The 25,141-nt window shown below is 60.1% G+C and carries 22 protein-coding genes and 1 rRNA gene; 14 read left to right on the top strand and 9 right to left on the bottom strand.

Annotated elements, in window-relative coordinates; translation table 11 throughout:
* Window positions 1-119: 119 nt before the first annotated feature.
* The 5 genes from rrf (at window position 120) to AF70_RS28225 (ending at window position 5,021) form a co-directional block, all read left to right on the top strand.
* Window positions 120-235: ribosomal RNA gene (gene rrf, locus AF70_RS28245) — 5S ribosomal RNA — on the top strand.
* 149 nt (window positions 236-384) lie between these two features.
* Window positions 385-1,044: a paraquat-inducible protein A gene (locus AF70_RS28240; protein WP_019581179.1), complete on the top strand. Its 660-nt coding sequence runs from the start codon at window positions 385-387 to the stop codon at window positions 1,042-1,044.
* Entirely contained in the window at window positions 1,031-1,654 is a 624-nt protein-coding gene (locus tag AF70_RS28235; RefSeq protein WP_007941211.1) for a paraquat-inducible protein A, read from the top strand. The genes AF70_RS28240 and AF70_RS28235 overlap by 14 nt, the downstream gene beginning before the upstream one ends.
* Complete coding sequence (locus AF70_RS28230; protein WP_028940287.1) at window positions 1,647-3,950, top strand: intermembrane transport protein PqiB; 2,304 nt, start codon at window positions 1,647-1,649, stop codon at window positions 3,948-3,950. Before AF70_RS28235 ends, AF70_RS28230 begins: the two co-directional genes overlap by 8 nt.
* Before the next feature lie 129 nt (window positions 3,951-4,079).
* Window positions 4,080-5,021, top strand: coding sequence for an AEC family transporter (locus tag AF70_RS28225; protein ID WP_018927222.1), 942 nt, complete (start codon window positions 4,080-4,082; stop codon window positions 5,019-5,021).
* Between the two features lie 30 nt (window positions 5,022-5,051).
* On the opposite strand, the gene AF70_RS28220 is transcribed toward AF70_RS28225, so the two are convergent.
* The 6 genes from AF70_RS28220 to gatC form a co-directional block, all read right to left on the bottom strand.
* Window positions 5,052-5,432: a carboxymuconolactone decarboxylase family protein gene (locus AF70_RS28220; protein ID WP_019647644.1), complete on the bottom strand. Its 381-nt coding sequence runs from the start codon at window positions 5,430-5,432 to the stop codon at window positions 5,052-5,054.
* Window positions 5,429-6,490 (bottom strand): calcium/sodium antiporter, encoded by a 1,062-nt coding sequence (locus AF70_RS28215; protein WP_019581177.1) that lies wholly within the window; start codon window positions 6,488-6,490, stop codon window positions 5,429-5,431. Before AF70_RS28215 ends, AF70_RS28220 begins: the two co-directional genes overlap by 4 nt.
* Window positions 6,491-6,540: 50 nt before the next feature.
* Window positions 6,541-6,915 carry a septal ring lytic transglycosylase RlpA family protein gene (locus tag AF70_RS28210; protein ID WP_007941217.1) on the bottom strand — a complete coding sequence of 125 codons (375 nt, stop codon included), beginning with the start codon at window positions 6,913-6,915 and terminating at the stop codon, window positions 6,541-6,543.
* Window positions 6,916-7,106: 191 nt separating this feature from the next.
* Entirely contained in the window at window positions 7,107-8,552 is a 1,446-nt protein-coding gene (gatB, locus tag AF70_RS28205) for an Asp-tRNA(Asn)/Glu-tRNA(Gln) amidotransferase subunit GatB (protein WP_019581176.1), read from the bottom strand.
* Window positions 8,553-8,562: 10 nt separating this feature from the next.
* The gene (gene gatA / locus AF70_RS28200) at window positions 8,563-10,014 is read right to left on the bottom strand and encodes an Asp-tRNA(Asn)/Glu-tRNA(Gln) amidotransferase subunit GatA (RefSeq protein ID WP_028940288.1); all 1,452 of its coding nucleotides are present in this window, start codon (window positions 10,012-10,014) and stop codon (window positions 8,563-8,565) included.
* Window positions 10,015-10,030: 16 nt separating this feature from the next.
* Window positions 10,031-10,318, bottom strand: a complete 288-nt coding sequence (gene gatC, locus AF70_RS28195; RefSeq protein ID WP_007901429.1) for an Asp-tRNA(Asn)/Glu-tRNA(Gln) amidotransferase subunit GatC — start codon at window positions 10,316-10,318, stop codon at window positions 10,031-10,033.
* Between the two features lie 210 nt (window positions 10,319-10,528).
* Here gatC and mreB point away from each other — a divergent pair, with 210 nt between their 5' ends.
* From mreB to tldD, 8 genes are all read left to right on the top strand, one after another.
* Entirely contained in the window at window positions 10,529-11,566 is a 1,038-nt protein-coding gene (gene mreB / locus AF70_RS28190; protein WP_002555108.1) for a rod shape-determining protein MreB, read from the top strand.
* 143 nt (window positions 11,567-11,709) lie between these two features.
* Complete coding sequence (gene mreC / locus AF70_RS28185; protein ID WP_081791064.1) at window positions 11,710-12,837, top strand: rod shape-determining protein MreC; 1,128 nt, start codon at window positions 11,710-11,712, stop codon at window positions 12,835-12,837.
* On the top strand, window positions 12,837-13,328 hold the full coding sequence (mreD, locus tag AF70_RS28180) for a rod shape-determining protein MreD (protein ID WP_018927216.1): 492 nt from the start codon (window positions 12,837-12,839) through the stop codon (window positions 13,326-13,328). Before mreC ends, mreD begins: the two co-directional genes overlap by 1 nt.
* A gap of 91 nt (window positions 13,329-13,419) precedes the next feature.
* Entirely contained in the window at window positions 13,420-14,016 is a 597-nt protein-coding gene (locus AF70_RS28175; RefSeq protein WP_028940290.1) for a nucleoside triphosphate pyrophosphatase, read from the top strand.
* 57 nt (window positions 14,017-14,073) lie between these two features.
* A complete protein-coding gene (gene rng, locus AF70_RS28170; protein WP_007941226.1) occupies window positions 14,074-15,531 on the top strand; it encodes a ribonuclease G in 1,458 nt (485 codons plus the stop codon).
* 75 nt (window positions 15,532-15,606) lie between these two features.
* Entirely contained in the window at window positions 15,607-19,410 is a 3,804-nt protein-coding gene (locus AF70_RS28165; protein ID WP_028940291.1) for a YhdP family protein, read from the top strand.
* Between the two features lie 106 nt (window positions 19,411-19,516).
* Complete coding sequence (locus tag AF70_RS28160; RefSeq protein ID WP_026345655.1) at window positions 19,517-20,371, top strand: carbon-nitrogen hydrolase family protein; 855 nt, start codon at window positions 19,517-19,519, stop codon at window positions 20,369-20,371.
* 12 nt (window positions 20,372-20,383) lie between these two features.
* Window positions 20,384-21,826, top strand: a complete 1,443-nt coding sequence (gene tldD, locus AF70_RS28155; RefSeq protein ID WP_018927212.1) for a metalloprotease TldD — start codon at window positions 20,384-20,386, stop codon at window positions 21,824-21,826.
* Between the two features lie 60 nt (window positions 21,827-21,886).
* On the opposite strand, the gene yjgA is transcribed toward tldD, so the two are convergent.
* Window positions 21,887-22,411, bottom strand: coding sequence for a ribosome biogenesis factor YjgA (yjgA, locus tag AF70_RS28150; protein WP_007941230.1), 525 nt, complete (start codon window positions 22,409-22,411; stop codon window positions 21,887-21,889).
* Between the two features lie 108 nt (window positions 22,412-22,519).
* On the opposite strand from yjgA, the gene pmbA reads away from it, so the two are divergent.
* Entirely contained in the window at window positions 22,520-23,866 is a 1,347-nt protein-coding gene (pmbA, locus tag AF70_RS28145; protein WP_019581170.1) for a metalloprotease PmbA, read from the top strand.
* A 127-nt stretch (window positions 23,867-23,993) separates the two neighbouring features.
* Here the strand turns inward: pmbA and AF70_RS28140 are convergent, their stop codons facing one another.
* Both AF70_RS28140 and rapZ read right to left on the bottom strand, forming a co-directional pair.
* Window positions 23,994-24,266 carry an HPr family phosphocarrier protein gene (locus AF70_RS28140; RefSeq protein WP_018927210.1) on the bottom strand — a complete coding sequence of 91 codons (273 nt, stop codon included), beginning with the start codon at window positions 24,264-24,266 and terminating at the stop codon, window positions 23,994-23,996.
* Between the two features lie 15 nt (window positions 24,267-24,281).
* Window positions 24,282-25,139, bottom strand: coding sequence for an RNase adapter RapZ (rapZ, locus tag AF70_RS28135; RefSeq protein ID WP_018927209.1), 858 nt, complete (start codon window positions 25,137-25,139; stop codon window positions 24,282-24,284).
* Window positions 25,140-25,141: the final 2 nt, after the last annotated feature.

The following is a 25,141-nucleotide window of genomic DNA, read 5'->3' as shown; positions in this document are numbered from 1 at the left end:
CAGATTGCGGTGTGTGAAGACGCAATGAACCGAAAGTTCGCAACCATTCACAAAAGCCGCACAAACTATCGCATACCCAATTTGCTGAAGCGTCGAAAGACGGTTCGGTACCCGAATTTCTTGACGACCATAGAGCATTGGAACCACCTGATCCCATCCCGAACTCAGAAGTGAAACGATGCATCGCCGATGGTAGTGTGGGGTTTCCCCATGTGAGAGTAGGTCATCGTCAAGATTAAATTCCGAAACCCCTATCTGCGTATGCAGGTAGGGGTTTTGTTTTGCCTGCAGAAAAAGTCTACTTCGCTAGCAACACAAAATTGCACAGTTATTTTCGAGTCAGGACACTAGAATAGGTCCAACTTTTTTGGAGCCAGAGCCTTTATGCCAGATCCGGTTGACGCCCCTGGGCTGTCAGATTTACCACTGGACGGTTTGGTGGCGTGTCATGAGTGCGACTTGCTGATGCGCAAGCCTGAACTCGCCCATGGTGAGAAGGCCATTTGTCCACGCTGCGGTTATGAGCTGTATGCCCATCGGCACAATGTCGTGCAGCGCAGTCTCGCCTTGGTCATTGCCGCACTGTTGTTGTATATCCCCGCGAACTTTTTACCCATCATGCAGCTCCATCTACTCGGGCAGTCATCGAATGACACTGTCTGGAGCGGTGTTCTCGGTTTGTTCGATACCGGTATGCAGGGCGTAGCAGCAGTCGTATTTCTCTGCAGCATGGGGATTCCGCTGCTCAAGCTGCTCTGCCAATTGGTGGTGCTGCTGAGTATCCGATTCAATATCGGACGCAGCTACGGTTTGCTGCTCTACCGCATTTATCACCATCTTCGGGATTGGGGGATGCTTGAGGTTTACCTCATGGGCGTGCTGGTCGCGATCGTCAAATTGGCCGATATGGCGGCGATTACCGTAGGTCTTGGTCTGGCGTGCTTTATCAGTTTGTTGTTGGTCCAGGTCTGGCTGGAAGTGGTGATGTCGCCGCACCAGATCTGGCAGGCATTATCAGGAGAAGATGCCCATGCGGGCGATTGATGCGGGCATTCTGATTTGTGCCGAATGCCACGAGTTGAACAAGCAGGAAGCCGGCACTGACGAGCAGGTCTGCACCCGCTGTGGTGCGTTGGTTCATGCGCGCCGACCGAACAGCCTGATGCGTACCTGGGCGCTGCTGGTCACTGCTGCGATTATTTATATCCCGGCCAATGTGCTGCCGATCATGACCGTCAGTTCCCTGGGGCAGGGCGATCCGAGCACCATCATGTCCGGCGTGATCCAACTGGTTCAGCACGGAATGATTCCAATCGCGGCTGTGGTTTTTATCGCCAGTATTCTGGTTCCTACGTTCAAACTGGTGGGTATCGGGTTGCTGCTGTTTTCGGTGCAGCGGCGCCAGCCACTCTCCGCACGCCAACGTATATGGATGTACCGCTTTATCGAGTTCATCGGCCGCTGGTCGATGCTCGATATTTTTGTGATCGCCATCCTGGTGGCGGTTGTGAATTTCGGACGGCTTGCCAGCGTCGAAGCCAATCTTGGCGCCATCGCCTTCGCCAGTGTGGTGATTCTGACGATGCTTGCCGCAGTAACTTTCGATCCCCGACTGATTTGGGATAACACGGAGTCGGACGACGACCATGACTGATTTGCCTACAGCGAAAACCCGACCGGCCTCTAACTGGTCTGCCATCTGGGTATTGCCTCTTATCGCCTTGCTCATTGGTGGTTGGCTCGCCTGGCGTGCCTATAGCGAGACAGGCATTGAGATCCATGTGCGCTTCGAAAGCGGCGAAGGTATTCAGGCCAACAAGACCGAAGTCGTTTACAAAGGTATGTCGGTCGGTAAGGTGAAAGCCCTCACACTCGATGACGAAGGCAGCGCCAAAGGCGTGATCGCCACTATCGAGATGAATAAGGACGTGGAGCAATACCTCAGAACCAGCACGCGTTTCTGGCTGGTCAAGCCGAGCGTAACCCTGGCCGGTATCACGGGCCTGGAGACGCTGGTCTCGGGTAACTATGTGGCTGTCAGCCCGGGAGAGGGCGAGCCGACCCGCAAGTTCAAGGCCCTGGCCGAAGAGCCGCCGCTGTCGGACGCCAAGCCTGGTCTGCACCTGACCATCAAGGCTGATCGTCTTGGTTCGCTGAATCGCGGCAGCCCGGTGTTCTACAAGCAGATCCAGGTCGGTCAGATCAAAAGCTATTTGCTGTCCGCGGACCAGAACACCGTTGAACTCAAAGTCTTCATCGAACCGACCTATGCCAGCCTGGTACGCAAACACACGCGTTTCTGGAATGCCAGCGGCATCAGCATCGATGCCAACCTGTCCGGTGTGAAAGTGCGTAGCGAGTCCCTCGCCAGCATAGTCGCTGGTGGTATTGCATTTGCTACACCGGAAAACCGTAAGGACAGCCCGCCCACCGACCCAAGCCTGCCGTTCCGTCTCTATGAAGACTTCGATGCAGCCGCCGCCGGTATTCGGGTCAAGGTCAAACTTAGCGATTTCGAAGGCCTGCAGGCCGGTCGTACACCGGTGATGTACAAAGGCATTCAGGTCGGCAATCTGAAGGCGCTCAAGATTGACCCGGACCTCTCCAGTGCAACCGCCGAGCTGACGCTCGACCCATTGGCTGAGGATTACCTGGTCACCGGCACGCAGTTCTGGGTGGTCAAACCATCGATTTCGCTGGCTGGTATCACCGGTCTGGAAGCATTGGTCAAAGGTAACTACATTGCCGTGCGCCCTGGCGACAAGGGGGGCGCACCGCAGCGCGAGTTCGAAGCACGGGCCAAGGCGCCGCCGCTGGATCTGCGTTCGCCGGGCCTGCATCTGGTGCTGTTCACCGAAAACCTCGGCTCACTGGAAGTCGGCAGTCCGATTCTCTACAAGCAGGTCAAGGTGGGTTCGGTGCAGAGCTACCAGTTCTCTCGCACTAAAAAACAGCTGGTGATCGGTGTGCACATCGAGAAGGAGTACGAGGGGCTGGTCAACGCCTCGACGCGCTTCTGGAATGCCAGCGGTATTACGCTGACAGGTGGGCTGACCGGTGGCATCCAGGTCAAAAGTGAGTCGTTGCAAAGCCTGATGGCTGGCGGCATTGCTTTCGAAACCCCAGAAGCCAAAGCGCCGTTGCGGAAGCGCATTCCACGTTTCCGTCTGTTCGCCAGTCATGAAGAGGCAAACCAGAAAGGCGCCGTGGTGACCATCAAGGTCGATCGCGCCGATGGTCTGCGCACGGGCACGCCGATCCGGTTCAAAGGCCTCGACGTCGGCAAGGTCGAAGACGTTGACCTCAGCGACGACCTGCAATCGGTGCTGCTGACTGCGCGAATCACGGAAGTGCCGGAGCGTATCGCTCGGGTGGGCAGTCAGTTCTGGGTGGTCAAACCTGAATTGGGTCTGATCAAGACGTCCAACCTTGAGACACTGGTGACCGGGCAGTACATCGAAGTGCAACCGGCGCCGAAGAATCTCGGTCCGCAAAAGGACTTCGTAGCGCTGACCAATCCTCCGGAAACCGCCAAGGAAGAGGCCGGTTTGAGCCTGGTATTGAGTGCTGCTCGTCGAGGTTCGCTGAAGACCGGTGTACCCGTCACCTATCGCGAAATCACGGTAGGCAAGGTGACTGGCTATGAATTGGGGCAGACGGCGGATCGAGTGTTGGTACACATCCTGATCGAGCCGAAGTACGCGCCATTGGTACGCAGTGGCACGCGGTTCTGGAACACCAGTGGTTTTGGTTTTGACTACGGCTTGTTCAAAGGCGCAACCATACGCACCGAATCGCTGGAGACGCTGATCCAGGGCGGTATCGCCTTTGCCACACCGGATGGCGACCGCATGGGTGTCCCGGCGCGGCCTGAACAAACGTTCCCGCTGTTCGACAAGTTTGAAGATGAATGGCTGACTTGGGCGCCGAAGATTTCTATCGGTAAGTAACCCGAGGTTAATTTGGCGTTTATCAGGACGTCTTCGCGGGCAAGCCCGCGAAGACGGTCTACCAGACGCCGACGTCTCCGGTGGCTTATCATTAGCCCCCTAACGACGCCCACCCAAGGTTCCCCCGGCATGCTGGCTATTTTCCTCGAAACCCTGAACATCACTGCGCCGGTGTTTGCCATGCTGTTTCTGGGTGTGCTGCTCAAGCGCATCGACTGGATCAACGACAACTTCATCCATACTGCGTCGGCCCTGGTGTTCAATGTCACCATGCCGGCGTTGCTGTTTCTGGGCATCTTGCATGCCGACCTGCACGCTGCGTTGCAACCGGCGCTGCTGATCTATTTCTCGGTCGCGACCCTGATGTGCTTTGCAATTGCCTGGGGTTGGGCGATCTGGAAATGCCCGCGGGAAGATCGGGGCATTTACACCCAAGGCGCGTTTCGCGGCAATAACGGGGTAATCGGCCTGGCCCTGGCGGCGAGCATGTACGGCGACTATGGCATTTCCCTTGGGGCGATTCTCGCGGCGCTGGTGATCCTGTTTTACAACACGCTCTCAACCATTGTGCTGGCGGTCTACAGCCCAGTGATCAAGTCTGATCCGTGGAGCATCTGCAAAAGTGTGATGGCCAATCCGCTGGTCATCAGTGTGATTGCAGCCGCACCATTTGCCTGGTTCCAGATCGGCTTGCCGGGATGGCTGGAGAGGTCCGGTCAATATTTGGCGCAAACCACCTTGCCATTGGCATTGATCTGCATCGGTGGCACGTTGTCGCTGGCGGCAATGCGCAAAAGCGGCACGATGGCGCTGAGTTCAAGTCTGGTGAAGATGATCGGCCTGCCGGTGCTGGCGACACTCGGCGCCTGGCTCTGGGGCTTTCGTGGGGCGGAGTTGGGGATTCTGTTTCTGTACTTCGGCAGCCCGACCGCCGCTGCCAGTTTCGTCATGGCCCGGCAGGCCAATGGCAATCATGAACTGGCGGCGGCGATCATCGTGATTACTACACTGATGGCGGCGGTCACCACCAACATCGGGATCTTTTTGTTGCAGTGGGGGGGGTGGATTTAGCCTCGGGATTTGCGGCGTTCTTCAGGTCGCCTACTCCGGCTTCTGATAGGTGTCGATCACTTCCTGCGCCGCCCGAAATGCATCGATCGCCGCCGGCACACCGGCATACACCGCGCAATGCAGCAGCGCTTCGCGAATCTCTTCCACCGTGCAGCCGTTGTTCAATGCACCGCGCACATGGCCTTTCAATTCTTGCGGGCACTTCAACGCGGTCAGCGCAGCGAGAGTGATCAGGCTGCGGGTTTTCAGCGACAAACCTTCACGGTTCCACACGCCGCCCCAGGCATGCTCATTGACGAAGTCCTGCAACGGCTGGGTGAATTCGGTGGCGTTGCCCAGGGCGCGGTCGACGAACGCGTCGCCCATCACTTGGCGGCGGATTTCAACCCCAGGCTTCTTATCAGTGCTCATGGCAATTCCCTCTTGTGGTGTTGGCGACGCCAGGCGCGAAGCGAGGTGAACAGCAAAAACGCCACCAGCGCCGGCAGGACGAAAAACAGCATCAGGTGTTCAAGCTTGCCGGCCAGCGGCATGCCCGTGGTGAACGACACCACGTGCAGCCCATAGGCCAGGTACAGGCCCAAAAACAGCAGGCCTTCGGCGCGGGTCACCCGGTAGCCGGAATAGAACACCGGCAGGCACAGCACCGCGACTCCGAGCATCACCGGCAAATCGAAATCCAGCGCGTTGGGCGAGACCGACAGTGGTGATGGCGCGATCAATGCGGTCAGCCCGAGCACGCCCAAGAGGTTGAACAGGTTGCTGCCGATCACGTTGCCCACCGCGATGTCCCGCTGACCGCGCAGCGCGGCGATCAACGAAGTGGCCAGTTCCGGCAGGGAGGTGCTGACGGCGACGATGGTCAGGCCGATGATCCGCTCCGACAACCCCAGGTCGGTCGCGACTGCCACCGCGGCGCCGAGCAGCAAGTGCCCGGCGAACACCAGCATTGCCAACCCGGCGACAATCATCAGCAGACTGCTGAACCACGGTGCCTGCGGCGCTTCATGAGCCCCCGATGGCGGACGGGACGAGTGCCGTGACTGACGCAGTAGCAAGCCCAGATACAGCGCCAGCGCTGTCAGCAGGATCACGCCGTCGACCCGAGTCAGTTCTTCATTCCACGCCAGTACGGACACCAGCAGGCTGGCGCCGATCATCAGTGGAATATCCAGGCGCACCAATTGCCGCGAAACCCGTAGCGGAATAATCAGTGCGGAGAGCCCGAGGGTGACGAGGATGTTGAAGATGCTGCTGCCGATCACGCTGCCGACGGCGATGTCGGCGTTTTGCGCCAGGGTGGCTTGCAGGCTGACCGCCATCTGCGGCGCGCTGCTGCCGAGGGCCACGATGGTCAGGCCGATGATCAGTGGCCGCACATGCAGGCGCGCGGCCAGGCGTACCGCGGCGCGCACCATTAGTTCGGCGCCGGCGATCAGTAAAAACAGACCGCAGAGCAATTCAATCACGCTGATCAGGGGTAAATCGGCCAGTCCGAAAATAGTCAGCGCTCCATCTATCAGTCGTCGAGGGCTTGCACGCGAACCTTCGCGGTGCCACTGCGCAGCATGCCCAACTGTTCGGCCGCTTCACGGGACACGTCGATCAGGCGCCCGCGAGAATACGGCCCACGGTCGTTGATGCGTACCACGCAGGATCTGTCGTTATTCAGGTTGGTAATCTTCACCCGGGTGCCGAATGGCAACTGGCGATGGGCGGCGGTCAGGCCATGCTGGTTGAAGCGCTCACCGCTGGCGGTGCGTTTGCCATGGTGCTTGGCGCCGTAATACGAAGCCGTGCCGGTCTTGTCGTAGCCGTGTGGATCGATGGTGTCGGTACTGGCACAACCGGCCAGTAGAGAGAGCAGGGCGCAAGCGCTGAGCAGACGTTTCATTTGGACGGCTCCCAAAATAAGTGTGGCGAGGGAGCTTGCTCTCGCTCGACCAAGAAACGGTCGCAAAATCGGCTGATGCATTCTCGCTGAAAGAGTGCGGTTGCCGATTTGGGCCTGCTTCGCAGACCAGCGGGAGCAAGCTTCCTCGCCACAAGGAATGGAGCCAATATTGAGAGCTGGCTCCATTCTCATCAGCCTTCGAGCTTGCTTTTAAGCAGTTCGTTGACCTGTTGCGGGTTGGCCTTGCCTTTGGAGGCTTTCATGGCCTGGCCGACGAAGAAGCCGAACATCTTGCCGCGTTTGGCTTCGTCTGCCGCGCGGTACTGTTCGACCTGTTCAGCGTTGGCCGCGAGCATTTCGTCCAGTACTGCCGAGATCGCGCCGGTGTCGGTCACTTGCTTGAGGCCGCGCTTGTCGATGATTTCGTCCGCGCTGCCTTCGCCGTTGGCCATGGCTTCAAACACCACTTTGGCGATCTTGCCGGAGATAGTGTTGTCCTTGATGCGCAACAGCATGCCGCCCAGTTGCTCGGCCGAAACCGGCGACTGCTCGATATCCAGGCCTTGCTTGTTCAACAGACTGCCCAGTTCAACCATGACCCAGTTGGCCGCCAGTTTGGCGTCGCCACTGATGCTCACGACTTTCTCGAAGTAATCGGCTTGTTCGCGGCTGGTGGCCAGGACGCTGGCGTCATACACCGACAAACCGAACTGCTGCTGGAAACGCTCGCGTTTCTGCGGCGGCAGTTCCGGCAGGGTGGCGCGCACCTCGTTGAGGAACGAGTCCTCGATGACCACCGGCAGCAGGTCCGGGTCGGGGAAGTAACGGTAATCGTTGGCTTCCTCTTTGCTGCGCATCGGACGGGTTTCGTCCTTGTTCGGATCGTACAGGCGAGTCTGCTGGATCACTTTGCCGCCGTCTTCGATCAGTTCGATCTGGCGTTGCACTTCGCTGTTGATCGCCTTCTCGATGAAGCGGAACGAGTTGACGTTCTTGATCTCGCAGCGTGTACCGAACTCGGCCTGGCCTTTCGGGCGGATCGACACGTTGCAGTCGCAACGCAGCGAGCCTTCGGCCATGTTGCCGTCGCAGATGCCCAGATAACGTACCAGCGCGTGGATCGCCTTGACGTAAGCCACGGCTTCCTTGGCGCTGCGCATGTCTGGCTCGGAAACGATTTCCAGCAGCGGCGTGCCGGCGCGGTTCAGGTCGATGCCGGTGGCGCCGCTGAATTCTTCGTGCAGGCTTTTACCGGCGTCTTCTTCCAGGTGTGCGCGAGTGATGCCGACGCGTTTGACGGTACCGTCTTCGAGGGCGATGTCCAGGTGGCCCTTGCCGACGATCGGCAATTCCATCTGGCTGATCTGGTAGCCCTTGGGCAGGTCCGGGTAGAAGTAGTTTTTGCGGGCGAACACGTTGTGCTGACCGATCTCGGCATCGATGGCCAGGCCGAACATCACCGCCATGCGCACCGCTTCCTGGTTCAGCACCGGCAATACGCCGGGCATGCCGAGGTCAACCAGGCTGGCCTGGGTGTTCGGCTCGGAACCGAACGTGGTGGAACTACCGGAAAAGATTTTCGACCGGGTGGTGAGCTGGGTATGAATCTCCAGCCCGATCACGACTTCCCATTGCATGTGTTTCTCCTCAGAAGCCGGTTGGGGTGCGGGTGTGCCAGTCAGTGTTTTGCTGATACTGATGGGCAACGTTCAACAGGCGACCTTCCTGGAAATACGGGGCGAGCAGTTGCACGCCGACCGGCAGGCCATCGACAAAACCTGCAGGCATGGACAGGCCCGGCAGACCGGCGAGGTTGGCGGTGATGGTGTAGACATCTTCCAGGTACTCAGAGACCGGGTCGTTGTTCTTGGCGCCGAGCTTCCAGGCCGGGTTCGGCGTGGTGGGGCCGAGGATGATATCGACCTCATTGAAGGCGGCCATGAAGTCGTTCTTGATCAAGCGACGGATCTTCTGCGCCTTCAAGTAGTAGGCGTCGTAGTAACCGGCCGACAGCGCATAGGCGCCGACCATGATCCGGCGCTGCACTTCCGGGCCGAAACCTTCGCCACGGGAACGCTTGTACAGGTCTTCCAGATTTTTCGGGTCTTCGCAGCGATAGCCGAAACGCACACCGTCGAAACGCGACAGGTTGGAGGATGCTTCTGCCGGAGCGATCACGTAGTACGCAGGAATCGCGTGCTGCATGTTCGGCAGGCTGATTTCCTTGACCACGGCGCCGAGCTTTTTCAGCTCTTCAACGCTGGCCATGACCAGGTCGGCGATGCGTGGGTCCAGGCCGGCGCTGAAGTATTCCTTCGGCACGCCGATGCGCAGGCCTTGCAGCGAACCGTTGAGGCCGGCGCTGTAATCAGGCACGGGCTCGTCGATGCTGGTGGAGTCCTGCGGGTCGAAACCGGCCATGCCTTGCAGCAGGATCGCGCAGTCTTCGGCGGTACGGGCCAGCGGGCCGCCCTGATCGAGGCTGGATGCGTAGGCGATCATGCCCCAGCGCGAAACACGACCGTACGTCGGTTTCAGGCCGGTGAGGTTGGTAAAGGCTGCCGGTTGTCGGATCGAACCGCCAGTGTCGGTGGCTGTCGCTGCTGGCAACAGACGAGCGGCTACCGCAGCCGCCGAACCACCGGACGAACCACCTGGAACACATTCCAGGTTCCACGGGTTTTTCACCGGGCCGTAGTAGCTCGACTCGTTGGCCGACCCCATGGCGAATTCGTCCATGTTGGTCTTGCCCAGGGTCACGGTCCCGGCAGCGGCCAGTTTGGCGACCACGGTGGCGTCATACGGTGCCTTGAAGTTGTCGAGCATCTTCGAGCCGCAGCTGGTGCGGATGCCCTGGGTGCAGAACAGGTCTTTGTGGGCGATCGGCGCGCCGAGCAGGGCGCCGCTCTCACCGTTGGCGCGACGAGCGTCAGCGGCTTTCGCCTGCTGCAGCGCCAGGTCTTCGGTGAGGCTGATGAAACTGTTGAGCTGCGGGTCGAGCTGGGCGATGCGCGCCAGCAGGACTTTGGTCAGCTCTTCGGAGGAAAACTTTTTGTCGGCGAGTCCGCGGGCGATCTCGGCCAGAGTCAATTGATGCATTGCAGGCTCTTTCCCTTTAGTCGATGACTTTCGGAACCAGGTACAGGCCGTTTTCGACCGCTGGTGCGATGGACTGATAGGCCTCGCGATGATTGGTCTCGGTCACGACGTCTGCACGCAGGCGCTGGCTGGCTTCCAGTGGATGGGCCAGCGGCTCGATACCGTCGGTATTGACCGCTTGCATTTCGTCGACCAGCCCGAGAATGCTGTTCAGGGCAGAAGTGATGTGTGGAAGATCGGCATCATTGAGGCCAAGGCAGGCCAGATGAGCGATTTTTTCCACGTCGGAGCGTTCAAGCGCCATGGGATTCTCCAGTGGAAAACAAAACGGACCGCGTCCGTGTGTTAGATTGTCGGAACACTACCGCATATCTACGGTCTCAAGGCCGCGATTGTGGTGCTTGGTGCACAGAAAAGCAGCCAATTTAACATATTGGCGCCTTGCCCAAAATCCCTGTCGTTGTTAGAGTTTGCCGCACTTTTTTACCCACGCGTTGCCTAGGGTCCCTTTCCCATGTTCAAGAAACTGCGTGGCATGTTTTCCAGCGATCTTTCCATTGACCTGGGCACTGCCAACACCCTTATTTACGTGCGCGAGCGCGGTATCGTCCTGAATGAGCCATCGGTTGTGGCTATTCGGACACACGGTAACCAGAAAAGTGTCGTTGCTGTCGGCACCGAGGCCAAGCGCATGCTCGGTCGTACGCCGGGCAATATTGCAGCCATTCGTCCGATGAAGGACGGCGTGATCGCCGACTTCAGCGTTTGCGAAAAAATGCTGCAGTACTTTATCAACAAGGTTCACGAAAACAGCTTTTTGCAGCCTAGCCCTCGTGTGCTGATCTGCGTTCCATGCAAATCCACCCAGGTTGAGCGTCGTGCCATCCGTGAGTCGGCCCTCGGTGCCGGCGCCCGTGAAGTGTTCCTGATCGAAGAGCCAATGGCTGCTGCGATCGGTGCCGGCCTGCCGGTTGAAGAAGCTCGCGGTTCGATGGTTGTCGATATCGGTGGCGGTACCACTGAAATCGCGCTGATCTCCCTTAACGGTGTGGTCTATGCCGAATCCGTACGGGTTGGCGGCGACCGCTTCGACGAAGCGATCATCACCTACGTGCGTCGCAACTACGGCAGCCTGATCGGCGAATCCACCGCCGAGCGCATCAAACAGGAAATCGGTACGGCCTACCCGGGCGGCGAAGTTCGTGAAGTCGACGTTCGTGGTCGTAACCTGGCCGAAGGCGTTCCACGCGCATTCACCCTGAACTCCAACGAAGTGCTGGAAGCTCTGCAAGAGTCGCTGGCCACCATCGTTCAGGCAGTGAAAAGTGCGCTGGAGCAATCGCCTCCGGAACTGGCTTCCGATATCGCCGAGCGTGGTCTGGTACTGACCGGTGGTGGCGCTTTGCTGCGCGACCTCGACAAGTTGCTGGCCCAGGAAACCGGTCTGCCGGTGATCGTCGCCGAAGACCCGCTGACCTGCGTTGCTCGCGGCGGTGGCCGTGCATTGGAAATGATGGATAAACACACCATGGACCTGCTGTCGAGCGAGTGATCTCGCCCGATGCATCTATGCTGGTGAGCCCGCAGGCAGCACTTTGCAGTGCTGCCTGTTGGCGTTTATCTTCTGTCAGTCTGCATCCAGGCCGGTTTGATGCCGTATGAATAAAGAGAACATTTGCCTGGGAGGAGCGGCTTATTAAACCGCTTTTCACCAAAGGCCCCTCACTGGGCGTGCGCTTGTTGGTGCTGGTCGTGCTATCGGTCGCGCTGATGGTGGTCGATGCCCGCTTCACACTGCTCAAGCCAGTGCGTAGCCAAATGTCGCTGGTGCTGATGCAGTCTTACTGGATCACCGACCTGCCACAGCGGCTATGGCAAGGTGTGGCCAGCCAATTCGGCAGCCGGACCGAGCTGGTCGCCGAAAACGAAAAACTCAAAACCGAAAACCTGCTGTTGCAGGGTCGCATGCAAAAGCTTGCCGCCCTCACCGAGCAGAACGTTCGGCTGCGCGAGTTGCTCAACTCTTCCGCGCTGGTCAACGAGAAGGTCGAAGTAGCCGAGTTGATCGGCATGGACCCCAACCCCTTTACCCATCGCATCATCATCAATAAAGGTGAGCGCGACGGTGTGGTCCTCGGTCAGCCGGTGCTCGATGCCCGTGGCCTGATGGGGCAGGTGGTCGAGTTGATGCCGTACACCTCTCGCGTACTGTTGCTGACCGACACCACCCACAGCATTCCGGTGCAGGTGAACCGTAACGGTCTGCGGGCGATTGCCAGCGGCACCGGCAACCCGGAACGCCTTGAGCTGCGTCATGTGGCCGATACCGCCGACATTAAAGAAGGCGATCTGCTGGTCAGCTCCGGCCTCGGTCAGCGTTTCCCGGCGGGTTACCCGGTGGCGACAGTCAAGGAAGTAATCCACGATTCCGGTCAACCGTTCGCCATCGTGCGTGCGGTGCCGACTGCCGCGCTGAACCGCAGTCGTTATTTGCTGTTGGTGTTCAGTGATGGTCGCACAGCCGAGGAGCGCGCCAACGAAGCCGCCCAGGCTCAAGAGGCTCTGGACCGGCAGGGTGGCGGCCCGATCATTCCTGCAACTGTGCCGAAACCGGCCGCGTCGGTGGTACCGGCTGCCGCTGCAACTCCGGCTGCCGCACCTGCCGCACCTGCCGCCGCGACCCCAGTCAAACCTGCCGCGTCCCATCCTGCTGCCGCCAAGCCACCCGCGACGGCGACAGCCGCTAAACCCAAACCCGCTGCCGTGAAGCCTGCTGCCAAACCGCCTATCGCTGCGCCGGCCACCACTGGGGGAACAGAATAATGGGCGGTGCAACTTCCTCCCGAAACGGCTGGATGGTCTGGCTGACGTTCGCCATCGGCATGTTGCTCAGCGTTTCACCGCTGCCGCAATTCATGGAAATCCTGCGTCCTTTGTGGCTGGCGTTGCTGTTGGCCTTCTGGGCGTTGGCCCTGCCGCATAAAGTCGGCATGGTCACCGCCTGGTGCCTGGGGTTGGCCGAAGACGTGCTGTATGGCACGTTGCTGGGCCAGAACGCGTTGATCCTCACGCTCATTACGTTCCTGGTGCTGTCGCTGCAACAGCGCCTGCGCATGTTCCCGATGTGGCAACAGAGCCTGGTGATCCTGGTGATCTTCGGCCTCGCCCAACTGGTTCAGTTGTGGCTGAGCGCCCTGACCGGTAATCGTCAGCCGACCCTGGCGCTGGTGTTGCCGGCACTGGTCAGTGCGTTGCTCTGGCCTTGGATCAGCTTCGGTTTGCGCGGTTTGCGTCGACGCTACAAAATTAATTAATTCGGTCAGGCATGTGCTCGCACCCGGTGCCCTGTCTCGCCAAAAAGGAACAGTATTCGTGAGACAGGGCACTAGACAGGGAGATGTCTTGATGAAACAGCTGTACCTCGCCTCAGGCTCGCCGCGTCGGCGTGAACTGCTCACGCAGATCGGCGTGCCGTTCACCGCCATCAGCGCGGACATCGACGAAACCCCTTTCCCTGAAGAGTCCCCATCGGCCTATGTCGAGCGTCTGGCGCGCGGCAAGGCTGAGGTCGGGCGCGGGGCGATCGCGTCCGACGCGGATTTCTGCGTGTTGGGCGCCGACACTGCCGTGGTGCTGGACGGGAAAATTCTCGGCAAACCGGTGGATGAAGCCGAAGCGTGCGCCATGCTTATGCTGTTGTCCGGGTGTGAGCATGAAGTGCTGACGGCGATTGCGGTGCACGATGGTGAACGTTGCGAGTCTCTGGTGGTGCGCAGTCTAGTGCGTTTTCGCACCATCGGCCGCGATGAAGCGGCGGCCTATTGGGCCAGCGGCGAACCCCGGGACAAGGCGGGCGGCTACGGGATTCAAGGGCTGGGGGCGGTGTTCGTCGCCGGGCTCAATGGCAGCTACTCGGCGGTGGTCGGTTTGCCGCTGTGCGAAACCGCAGAACTACTCGGCCATTTCGGCATACCCTGTTGGCAAACCCTTAACGCGCACTGAGCGTCGTACTGACAAGATGCGGCCATTATCGTGAACATGCCTGAACGAGACCCTGCCATGAGTGAAGAGATCCTGATCAACATCACGCCGATGGAATCACGCGTGGCGGTGGTCGAAAACGGTGTTCTGCAAGAGGTCCATGTCGAACGCACGCAAAAGCGCGGGATCGTCGGCAACATCTACAAAGGCAAGGTCGTGCGGGTATTGCCGGGCATGCAGGCCGCCTTCGTCGATATCGGGCTGGACCGCGCCGCATTCATTCACGCCTCGGAAATTTCCCTGCGCGAAGGCCCTGCGGTGGAGAGCATCAGCTCGCTGGTTCACGAAGGCCAGAGCCTGGTGGTGCAAGTCACCAAGGACCCGATCGGCTCCAAAGGCGCACGCCTGACCACGCAACTGTCGATCCCGTCGCGCTATCTGGTGTACATGCCGCGCACTGCCCACGTCGGTATTTCCCTGAAGATCGAAGACGAAGCCGAGCGCGAACGCCTCAAGCAAGTGGTCACCGACTGCGTGGAGAAAGAGGGTATCAAGGAAGCCGGGGGTTTCATTCTGCGTACCGCTGCCGAAGGGGCCGGAGCCGATGAAATCCTCATGGATATCCGCTACCTGCGCAGGCTTTGGGACCAGATCAACGCCCAGATCAAAACCATCAGCGCGCCGAGTGTGATCTACGAAGACCTCGGCCTGGCGTTGCGCACCTTGCGCGACCTGGTGAGCCCGAAGATCGAAAAGATCCGCATCGACTCCCGGGAAACCTTCCAGAAAACCACACAGTTCGTCGCCGAACTGATGCCGGAAATCGCTGACCGTCTGGAGCATTATCCGGGCGAACGGCCGATTTTCGACCTGTATGGCGTAGAAGACGAAATCCAGAAAGCCCTGGAGCGCAAGGTGCCGCTCAAGTCCGGCGGCTATCTGGTGGTCGACCCGGCGGAAGCCATGAGCACCATCGACGTCAACACCGGAGCCTTCGTCGGTCATCGCAATCTCGAAGAAACCATCTTCAAGACCAACCTCGAAGCCGCCACCGCCATTGCCCGTCAACTGCGTCTGCGCAACCTGGGCGGGATCATCATCATCGACTTCATCGACATGGAAGATGAAGAGCATCAGCGTCAGGTACTGCGCACCCTCGAGAAGCAACTGGAGCGCGATCACGCCAAGACCAACATCATCGGTATCACCGAGTTGGGCCTGGTGCAGATGACCCGCAAGCGCACCCGCGAAAGTCTCGAACAAGTGCTGTGCGAGCCGTGCAGCAGCTGCCAGGGTCGCGGCAAGCTCAAGACCCCGGAAACCGTCTGCTACGAGATCTTCCGCGAAATTCTGCGTGAGGCCCGTGCCTATCAGGCCGAAGGCTATCGCGTGCTGGCGAACCAGAAAGTGGTCGACCGCTTGCTCGATGAAGAGTCAGGCAACGTCGCCGAGCTCGAAGGGTTTATCGGGCGCACCATTCGGTTTCAGGTAGAAACCATGTATTCCCAGGAACAATACGACGTGGTGCTGCTCTGAAGCGTTGTATTTCAAATCCACTAGAACGGCTGGCCTCAGCTTTTTGCAGTATTTTTGCCATGGGAGCCAACTGACATGGACCGTCTGACACGCATATTGGCCGCACTGACCCGCTGGGGTCTGGGCCTGTGCGCGTTGGTTTTGGTGTTGATGGCGCTGTTTGTCAGTCTCGGCCGGGAGCTGACACCGCTGGTGGCCGAATACCGTGCCGATGTCGAAACCAAAGCCAGCGCCGCCTTGGGCATGCCGCTGCACATCGGCGAACTGGAGGGCAACTGGAGCGGCTTCGCCCCGGTTCTGCTGGCTCATGACGTGATGGTTGGCGAAGGCTCCAATGCCTTGCGCCTGGACCAGGTGCGCGCGGTGCCGGATATCTGGGCCAGCCTGCTGGCGCGCGAAATACGCATCGCGCATCTGGAGCTCAACGGCCTGAAGATCAGCCTCAAGGAAGGCGAGGACGGTCATTGGGCGCTGGAAGGATTGCCGGTGCGGCAGGATCAGCCGCTGGACCCGGAGCAGTTGTTCAATCGTATGCAGATGGTCCAGCAATTGTCGGTGCTCGACAGCCAGGTGACCTTGCAGCCACTGGATCAGCCGCCACTGACTCTGACCTACGTTGGCCTCAATCTGAGAACCGGTGTCTCGCGTCAGCGCATCGACGCCCGTTTGACCCTGCCCGACGGCCAGCCGGTTGCGATGAGCCTGCGCACCCGTATCCGCGCCAGCCAGTGGCAGGACGGCGAGGTTGAGGCTTACTTGAGCCTGCCGCAAAGCGATTGGTCGAAATGGTTGCCCGAGCGCCTGACCCAACAATGGAATTTCTCCGAGATAAAGGCCGGCGGCGAGCTCTGGGCGAACTGGAGCGAGGGCGCCCTGCAAAGCGCCGCGGTCCGTTTGAACGCACCGCAACTCAAGGGCGCCTACGCCGAGCGCAAGCCGATCCAGATCAACAATCTGGCGCTTAACGGCTATTTCCAGCGCAGCTCCACAGGCGTCCAGGTCACCCTGGATTCTCTGGCGATGAGCCTGGGTGAAACCCGCTGGGAATCGAAACTGCAATTTCAACAAACGGCGGCGACCGACACAACGCCGGAGCTCTTGCATCTGCAAGCCGACCGCATCGACCTCACGCCGCTCACCCCGTTGCTGAACGCGTTGGGGCCGCTTCCGGAAGGTGTCGCTACGGCCGTCGAGCGGCTCAAGGTCACCGGGGTATTGCGCAACGTGCTGATCGACTTGCGCCCCGCGGCTACCGATGACAGCAAATTCAGCTTTGCCGCCAATCTGGAGCGGGTCGGCTTCGACGCCTATCACGGTGCACCGGCGGCGCGAAACGTCAGTGGCAGCATCAGCGGCGATCTCGGGCAGGGCGAGTTGCGCATGGACAGCAAGGATTTCTCCCTGCACCTGGACCCGATTTTCGCCAAGCCATGGCAGTACATTCAGGCCAATGCGCGGTTGACCTGGAAGCTCGATAAAGAAGGTTTCACCCTGATCGCGCCGTACCTGAAGGTGCTGGGCGAAGAGGGCAAGATTGCCGGCGACTTCCTGATTCGCCTGCATTTCGATCACACCCAGGAAGACTACATGGACCTGCGGGTCGGCCTGGTCGAGGGCGACGGTCGCTACACCGCCAAGTACCTGCCGGCCGTGTTGAGCCCGGCGCTGGACGAATGGCTGCGTACGGCGATTCTCAAAGGCGCGGTGGATGAAGGTTTCTTCCAGTACCAGGGATCGCTGAACCATGGCGCCCCGGAAACGGCTCGCAGCATCAGCCTGTTTTTCAAGGTTCACGATGCCGAGCTCGCGTTTCAACCGGGTTGGCCGCATGTCAGCAAGGTCAGCGGCGATGTGTTCATCGAAGACAGCGGCGTGCGGATTCTCGCGGACAAGGGCCAATTGCTCGACACCCAGGTCAACGACGTCTACGTCAATATTCCCCATGTGCCTGCCGGACAGAGTCCCCACCTGTTCCTCGATGGCGGGTTTGCTGGCGGGTTGGGCGATGGCCTGAAGATTCTGCAGGAAGCACCCATCGGCACCGCCGACACGTTCGCCGGCTGGGAGGGCGAGGGCGATCTGCAAGGCAAGCTCAACCTGGATATCCCGCTGGTCAAAGGTGAGCAACCGAAAATCCTCGTCGACTTCAAGACCGACAAGGCTCGCTTGAAACTTCGCGAGCCCATCCTGGAACTGACACAACTCAAGGGCGACTTCCGCTTCGACAGCACCAAGGGTTTGAGTGGGCAGAAGATCACCGCGCGAGCGTTCGACAAACCCGTGACCGCGCAGATTTTTGCCGATGGCAGTGCGGGCAAGCTCAACACTCGGGTCACCGCGGCGGGTCAAGTCGAAGTCAAGAAACTCACCGAGTGGCTGAACGTCACTCAGCCGCTGCCGGTGTCTGGTGTAGTCCCTTATCAGCTGCAACTGAACCTTGATGGCGCCGACAGCCAATTGATCGTCAGCTCCAATCTCAAAGGCGTGGCGGTGGATTTGCCGGCGCCGTTCGGCATGGCGGCGGATGTCGGCCGCGACACCGTGTTCCGCATGACCCTGCAAGGACCGGAGCGGCGTTACTGGGTCAACTACGGTGAGCTGGCGAACTTCACGTTTGCGGCTCCGACCGGCAATTTCGTCGACGGTCGCGGTGAATTGTTTCTCGGCGGTGGTGATGCTGTGCTGCCCGGCAACAAAGGCCTGCGCGTGCGCGGTGTACTGTCCGAGCTGGATGTGTCTCCCTGGCAGGATCTTGTCAGCAAGTATGCTGGCCAGGATCCAGGCGGCAGCGCCAAGCAATTGCTCAGCGGCGCGGATTTCAAGGTTGGCAAGCTCAGCGGTTTCGGCACCACCCTTGATCAGGCGTCGGTGCAGTTGACGCGCAAGCCGGCCGCCTGGGCGCTGCAACTCGACAGTCAGCAGGCCAAGGGCACCGTCGGTATTCCCGATGCCAAAGCCACACCGATTGCGATCAATCTGCAATACGTACGTTTGCCGGCCCCAGACCCGACGGTGCTGGCCGACGAGAATTCGCCGGATCCGCTGGCCACTGTGGACCCGACGAAAATCCCGGCGCTGGATATCACCATCAATCAACTGTTCCAGGGGCAGGACTTGGTGGGCGCCTGGCTATTGAAAGTTCGCCCGACCGGCAAGGGCATTGCCCTCAACTCCCTGGATATGGGCCTCAAGGGCATCTTCCTGCAGGGCAACGGCGGTTGGGAAGGCACACCTGGCAATTCCAGCAGTTGGTACAAGGGCCGGGTCAGTGGCAAGAACCTCGCCGACGTGCTCAAGGGCTGGGGCTTTGCGCCGAGCGTCACCAGCGAAGAGTTTCACATGGATGTCGACGGTCGCTGGCCTGGCTCACCGGCGTGGCTGGCCACCAAGCGCTTCTCCGGCAGCCTTGATGCGTCGCTCAATAAAGGTCAGTTTGTTGAAGTCGAGGGCAGCGCCCAGGCTCTACGGGTATTTGGGCTGCTCAACTTCAACTCCATTGGCCGCCGCTTGCGCCTGGACTTTTCCGACCTGTTCGGCAAAGGCTTGAGCTATGACCGGGTCAAAGGTTTGCTGGTCGCGAGTAACGGGGTCTACGTGACCCGTGAGCCGATCCGGCTGACCGGTCCGTCGAGCAATCTGGAGCTCAACGGCACTCTGGACCTGGTGGCTGATCAGGTCGATGCCAAGTTGCTGGTGACTTTGCCGGTGACCAACAATCTGCCAATTGCCGCGCTGATCGTCGGTGCTCCGGCCGTCGGCGGGGCACTGTTCCTGATCGATAAACTGATCGGTGACCGCGTGGCGCGCTTTGCCAGCGTCAGATACACGGTCAAGGGGCCGTGGAAAGAGCCGAAAATCACCTTCGACAAGCCTTTTTGAAAAGCCACTTTCCAAGCCTATGGAGTAGCATGGCCGTAAGTCCCCTGTAGGAGCTGCCGCAGGCGGCTCCTACAGGTATGTGTTGATTCCAGATAAGGAAATGGCCATGTCTGTAGCGGTGATTCAAATGGTCAGCCAGAGCGACGTGCTGGCTAATCTGGCCCAGGCCCGTCGTCTGCTTGAGCAAGCGGCGTCCGGTGGCGCGCGGCTTGCCGTGCTGCCGGAAAACTTCGCTGCAATGGGCCGTCGCGACATTGCCGACATTGGCCGCGCCGAAGCGCTGGGCGAAGGCCCGATCCTGCCGTGGTTGAAACAGACCGCCCGCGACCTCAAGTTATGGATAGTGGCTGGCACGTTGCCGTTGCCGCCGGCGGATCAACCGACAGCCAAAGCGCATGCGTGCTCGTTACTGGTCGATGATCAGGGCGAGACCGTGGCGCGGTACGACAAGCTGCACCTGTTCGACGTGGACGTGGCGGACAATCGCGGGCGTTATCGCGAATCCGATGACTATGCTTATGGCAGTGGCGTGGTGGTTGCCGATACGCCGGTCGGTCGAGTCGGCCTGACGGTGTGTTACGACTTGCGCTTCCCGGAGCTGTACAGCGAATTGCGTGCCGCCGGCGCGGAATTGATTACCGCCCCGTCGGCCTTTACCGCGGTGACCGGCGCGGCCCATTGGGACGTGCTGATTCGCGCGCGGGCCATCGAGACTCAATGTTACGTGCTCGCGGCCGCCCAGGGTGGCACTCATCCGGGACCGAGAGAAACCTTTGGTCATGCCGCGATAATCGACCCATGGGGGCGTGTGCTGGCACAACAGGATCAGGGCGAGGCCGTGCTGCTGGCCGAACGCGACAGCAGCGAACAGGCGTCCATCAGGGCGCGGATGCCGGTGTCCACTCACCGGCGCTTTTTCTCGCAGGGCGCCCAGCGACCTGCATCAGAACGACGAATTTAAGGCGTAAAGCATATGAGCGAGTTGTTGTCCTCTGTCAGTGAACACCTCCTGGCGCCCGGCGGCGTAACGATCGAGAGCCTGCAAGGTGTGCTCGGCGATCTCGCCGGCCCGGGCATCGATGCCGCCGACCTGTATTTCCAAGGGCAGATTTCCGAGTCTTGGGCGCTGGAAGACGGGATCGTCAAGGAAGGCAGCTTCAACCTCGACCAGGGTGTCGGCGTGCGTGCGCAATCGGGAGAAAAAACCGGTTTCGCCTACAGCAATGCGATCACCCTCGAAGCGCTGGGCGCGGCGGCCCGTGCGGCCCGTTCGATCTCCCGGGCCGGGCAGAATGGCACCGTGCAGGCGTTCACTACCCAGGATGTCGCCCAGTTATATGGGCCGGACAACCCGCTGGAAGTGATGACTCGCGCCGAGAAAGTCGAGCTGCTCAAGCGCATCGATGTGGCGACCCGCGCCCTCGACCCGCGTATCCAGCAAGTCACCGTGAGCATGGCCGGGGTCTGGGAGCGAATTCTGATCGCCTCCACCGATGGCGGCCTGGCGGCGGATGTGCGGCCGCTGGTGCGTTTCAACGTCAGTGTGATCGTCGAGCAGAACGGTCGCCGTGAGCGCGGCGGACATGGCGGTGGCGGTCGTACCGATTACCGCTATTTCCTCAGCGAAGACCGCGCCATGGGCTATGCCCGCGAAGCGTTGCGTCAGGCGCTGGTGAACCTGGAAGCCATCCCGGCGCCGGCCGGTACGTTGCCGGTGGTATTGGGGTCGGGTTGGTCCGGTGTGTTGCTGCACGAAGCCGTCGGTCATGGTCTGGAAGGCGATTTCAACCGCAAGGGCAGTTCGGCCTACAGCGGGCGCATGGGCGAGATGGTTGCATCGAAGCTTTGCACCATCGTCGATGACGGCACCCTCGCCGGGCGCCGTGGTTCGCTGAGTGTCGACGACGAAGGCACGCCGACCGAGTGCACCACGCTGATCGAAAACGGCGTGCTCAAGGGTTATATGCAGGACAAGCTCAACGCGCGCCTGATGGGCGTGGCCCGCACCGGCAACGGTCGTCGTGAATCCTACGCGCACCTGCCGATGCCGCGCATGACCAACACTTACATGCTCGGTGGCGAAAGCGACCCGGCAGAAATCATCGCCTCGGTGAAAAAAGGCATCTACTGCGCCAACCTGGGCGGCGGTCAGGTGGACATCACCAGTGGCAAGTTTGTGTTCTCCACCAGCGAGGCGTACCTGATCGAAGACGGCAAGATTACCGCTCCGGTCAAAGGCGCGACGTTGATCGGCAACGGGCCGGAAGCCATGAGCCGGGTGTCGATGGTCGGTAACGATCTGGCGCTGGACAGCGGTGTGGGAACGTGTGGCAAGGATGGGCAGTCGGTGCCGGTGGGTGTCGGCCAGCCAACGCTGAAAATCGATGCGATCACCGTGGGTGGCACAGGATCGTAAGGGGCTCTTGAAAAAGTGAAGCTTCGGGTGAGTTGCGAGGCAACTCACCCGATTCGGGACTTAACGCAAACCGCGTTGAGTCTCGTCCAGCTCACGGATGTACTTGAAGATTTTACGGCTCGAAGCCGGTGGCTTGTTGGTCGCCAGTTCGTGCTGGGCCTGACGGATCAGGGAGCGCAATTGTTGACGATCGGCCTCCGGGTAATCGACGACGAACTTCTCCAGGACGGCGTCGTCGCCTGCGATCAAGCGATCGCGCCAGCGTTCCAGGCCGTGGAAACGTTCGTTGTACTGCCGGGTGGAGGCATCGAGTTGATCGAGCAGAGTGAGAATGGCGCCAGTGTCCTGATCGCGCATCAGCTTGCCGATGAACTGAAGGTGCCGTTTACGCGCGATGTTCGCGGTGTGCTTGGGCGCATCGGCCAGAGCCCGGCGCAAAGCGTCGGTCAACGGCAGTTTTGCCAGCAGGTCAGGCTTGAGTGTTGTAAGGCGCTCGCCGAGGTCAACCAGAGCATGCAGCTCGCGTTTGACCTGGGATTTGCTTTTTTCTCCCGTATCGAGGGAGTCGTCGTAAGAATCAACCATGGTGGCCGTCCGCAAAGAAACGCCGCCATGATAACCAGTCGGGGGCCGCTTGTCCGGCCCGGTCGCTCGATGACCGTTACCGAAAGCAGAATTTGAGTGGAGAACAGCATGAGTGCAGTTGAAAGCGTCGGCCCACAAGCGTTGCCGGCACTGCAAGAGCAAGTCGAGCAGATCATTGCTGAAGCCAAGCGCCAGGGCGCCAGTGCCTGTGAAGTGGCTGTGTCGCTGGAGCAGGGCCTGTCGACCACGGTGCGTCAGCGGGAAGTCGAAACCGTTGAGTTCAACCGAGACCAGGGCTTTGGCATCACCTTGTATGTAGGGCAGCGCAAAGGCTCGGCCAGCACCTCGGCCAGCGGTTCGGAAGCGATTCGCGAAACCGTCGCTGCTGCACTGGCGATTGCCAAGCACACGTCTGAAGACGAAGCCGCAGGCTTGGCGGATGCCGCGCTGATGGCCAAGGAGCTGCAGGATTTCGACCTGTTCCATCAATGGAGTATCACGCCGGAGCGAGCCATCGAGCAGGCCCTTGCTTGTGAAGCGGCGGCGTTTGCCGCCGACAGTCGGATCAAGAACGCCGACGGCACCACCCTCAGCACTCATCAGGGTTGCCGTGTGTACGGCAACAGCCACGGTTTTATCGGCGGTTACGCCTCGACCCGTCACAGCCTCAGCTGCGTGATGATCGCCGAGGCCGATGGCCAGATGCAGCGTGATTACTGGTACGACGTGAACCGGCAGGGCAATTTGTTGGCCAGCCCGGAGAGCATCGGCCAGCGTGCCGCGCAACGGGCGGCGAGCCGCTTGGGCGCACGCCCGGTACCGACCTGCGAAGTGCCGGTGCTGTTTTCTGCGGAGCTGGCCGGCGGTTTGTTCGGCAGTTTCCTCTCGGCGATTTCCGGCGGCAGTCTATATCGCAAGTCTTCGTTCCTCGAAGGCACGCTGGGGCAGAAACTGTTCCCGGAATGGCTGACCATCGATGAGCGTCCGCACTTGATGCGCGCTTTGGGCAGCTCTGCCTTCGACGGCGATGGCCTGGCGACCTACGCCAAGCCGTTCGTGGAAAACGGCGAGCTGGTGTCCTACGTGCTGGGCACCTATTCCGGCCGCAAGCTGGGTATGCCGAGCACCGCGAATGCCGGCGGCGTGCACAACCTGTTCGTCACCCATGGCGACGAAGATCAGGCGGCCCTGTTGCGCCGCATGGGTCGTGGCCTACTGGTCACTGAATTGATGGGGCAGGGCCTGAACATGGTCACTGGCGATTACTCCCGTGGCGCAGCGGGTTTCTGGGTCGAGAACGGCGAAATCCAGTTCGCGGTCCAGGAAGTGACTATTGCCGGCAACATGCGCGACATGTTCAAGCAGATCATTGCGGTCGGTAATGACCTGGAATTGCGCAGCAACATTCGCACAGGTTCGGTGTTGATCGAGCGGATGACGGTGGCGGGTAGTTAAGCTGCGGTTGCTGCACAAAAAAATGCGCCACCCGATCGGGTGGCGCTTTTTTTTGGATCAAAATATCGCAGCTTCGTCAGCGCCTACGCATCTGTGGGCGCAATCGAAAGCCGTAATTCATTGATCTTTATTCGCCTTCGTCGAAGAAGTTGTTGATCAGCGCCACCAGTGCATCCATAGCTTCCTGCTCTTGTTCACCTTCGGTTTTCAGGTGGATTTTGGTGCCCTTGCCGGCCGCGAGCATCATCATGGCCATGATGCTTTTGCCATCGACCATCGTTTCCGGTGTACGGCCAGCCCTGATCTGGCAAGGGAACTGCCCGGCGACGCCAACGAATTTTGCAGACGCGCGGGCATGCAGGCCCAGCTTGTTGATGATTTCGATTTCCAGAGCAGGCATCGCGATGTGAATCCTTTAGCTGAGGTCGCGGTGGCGAACCTGGACGTTCTTCAGGGATTGTTGCAGGACCTGGCCCAGACGTTCGGTCAGGTAGACAGAGCGGTGATGCCCGCCGGTGCAGCCAATGGCAATAGTGACATAGGCGCGGTTGCTGGCGGCAAAGCGGGGCAGCCACTTGAGCAGGTAGGAGGAAATGTCCTGGAACATCTCTTCGACATCCGGCTGCGCCGCCAGGTAGTCGGCCACCGGTTGATCGAGCCCGGACTGTGCCCGCAGCTCCGGTTTCCAGTAAGGGTTAGGCAGGCAGCGCACGTCGAACACCAGATCGGCGTCCACCGGCATGCCACGCTTGAACCCGAAAGACTCCACCAGAAACGCAGTGCCGGGCTCCGGCTGATTCAGCAGGCGCAGCTTGATGGTGTCGCGCAGCTGATACAGGTTCAGATTGGTGGTGTTGACCTTGAGGTCGGCCAGATCGGCGATCGGCCCCAGCAGATTGGTTTCGTCCTCTATCGCTTCCGCCAGCGAGCGATTGGCGCTGCTCAGCGGGTGACGACGGCGGGTTTCCGAAAAACGTTTGAGCAGGGTCTCTTCATCGGCGTCCAGATACAGCACATCGCACTGGATATGCCGGCTGCGGACTTCTTCCAGCAATTCGGGAAACCGTGACAGGTGGCTCGGCAAGTTGCGTGCATCGATGGACACGGCCACCAGCGGTTGTGCCAGTTCGGTATGAATCAGCGCACGTTCGGCCAGTTCCGGCAGCAGGCCGGCAGGCAGGTTGTCGATGCAGTAGTAACCGTTGTCCTCGAGAACATCGAGGGCAGTGCTTTTACCTGAGCCGGAGCGGCCGCTGACGATGATCAGGCGCATGA

The sequence above is a fragment of the Pseudomonas sp. KD5 genome (assembly GCF_012932895.1).
GTDB lineage: Bacteria > Pseudomonadota > Gammaproteobacteria > Pseudomonadales > Pseudomonadaceae > Aquipseudomonas.
This window is presented reverse-complemented; position numbering and strand designations above follow the sequence as displayed.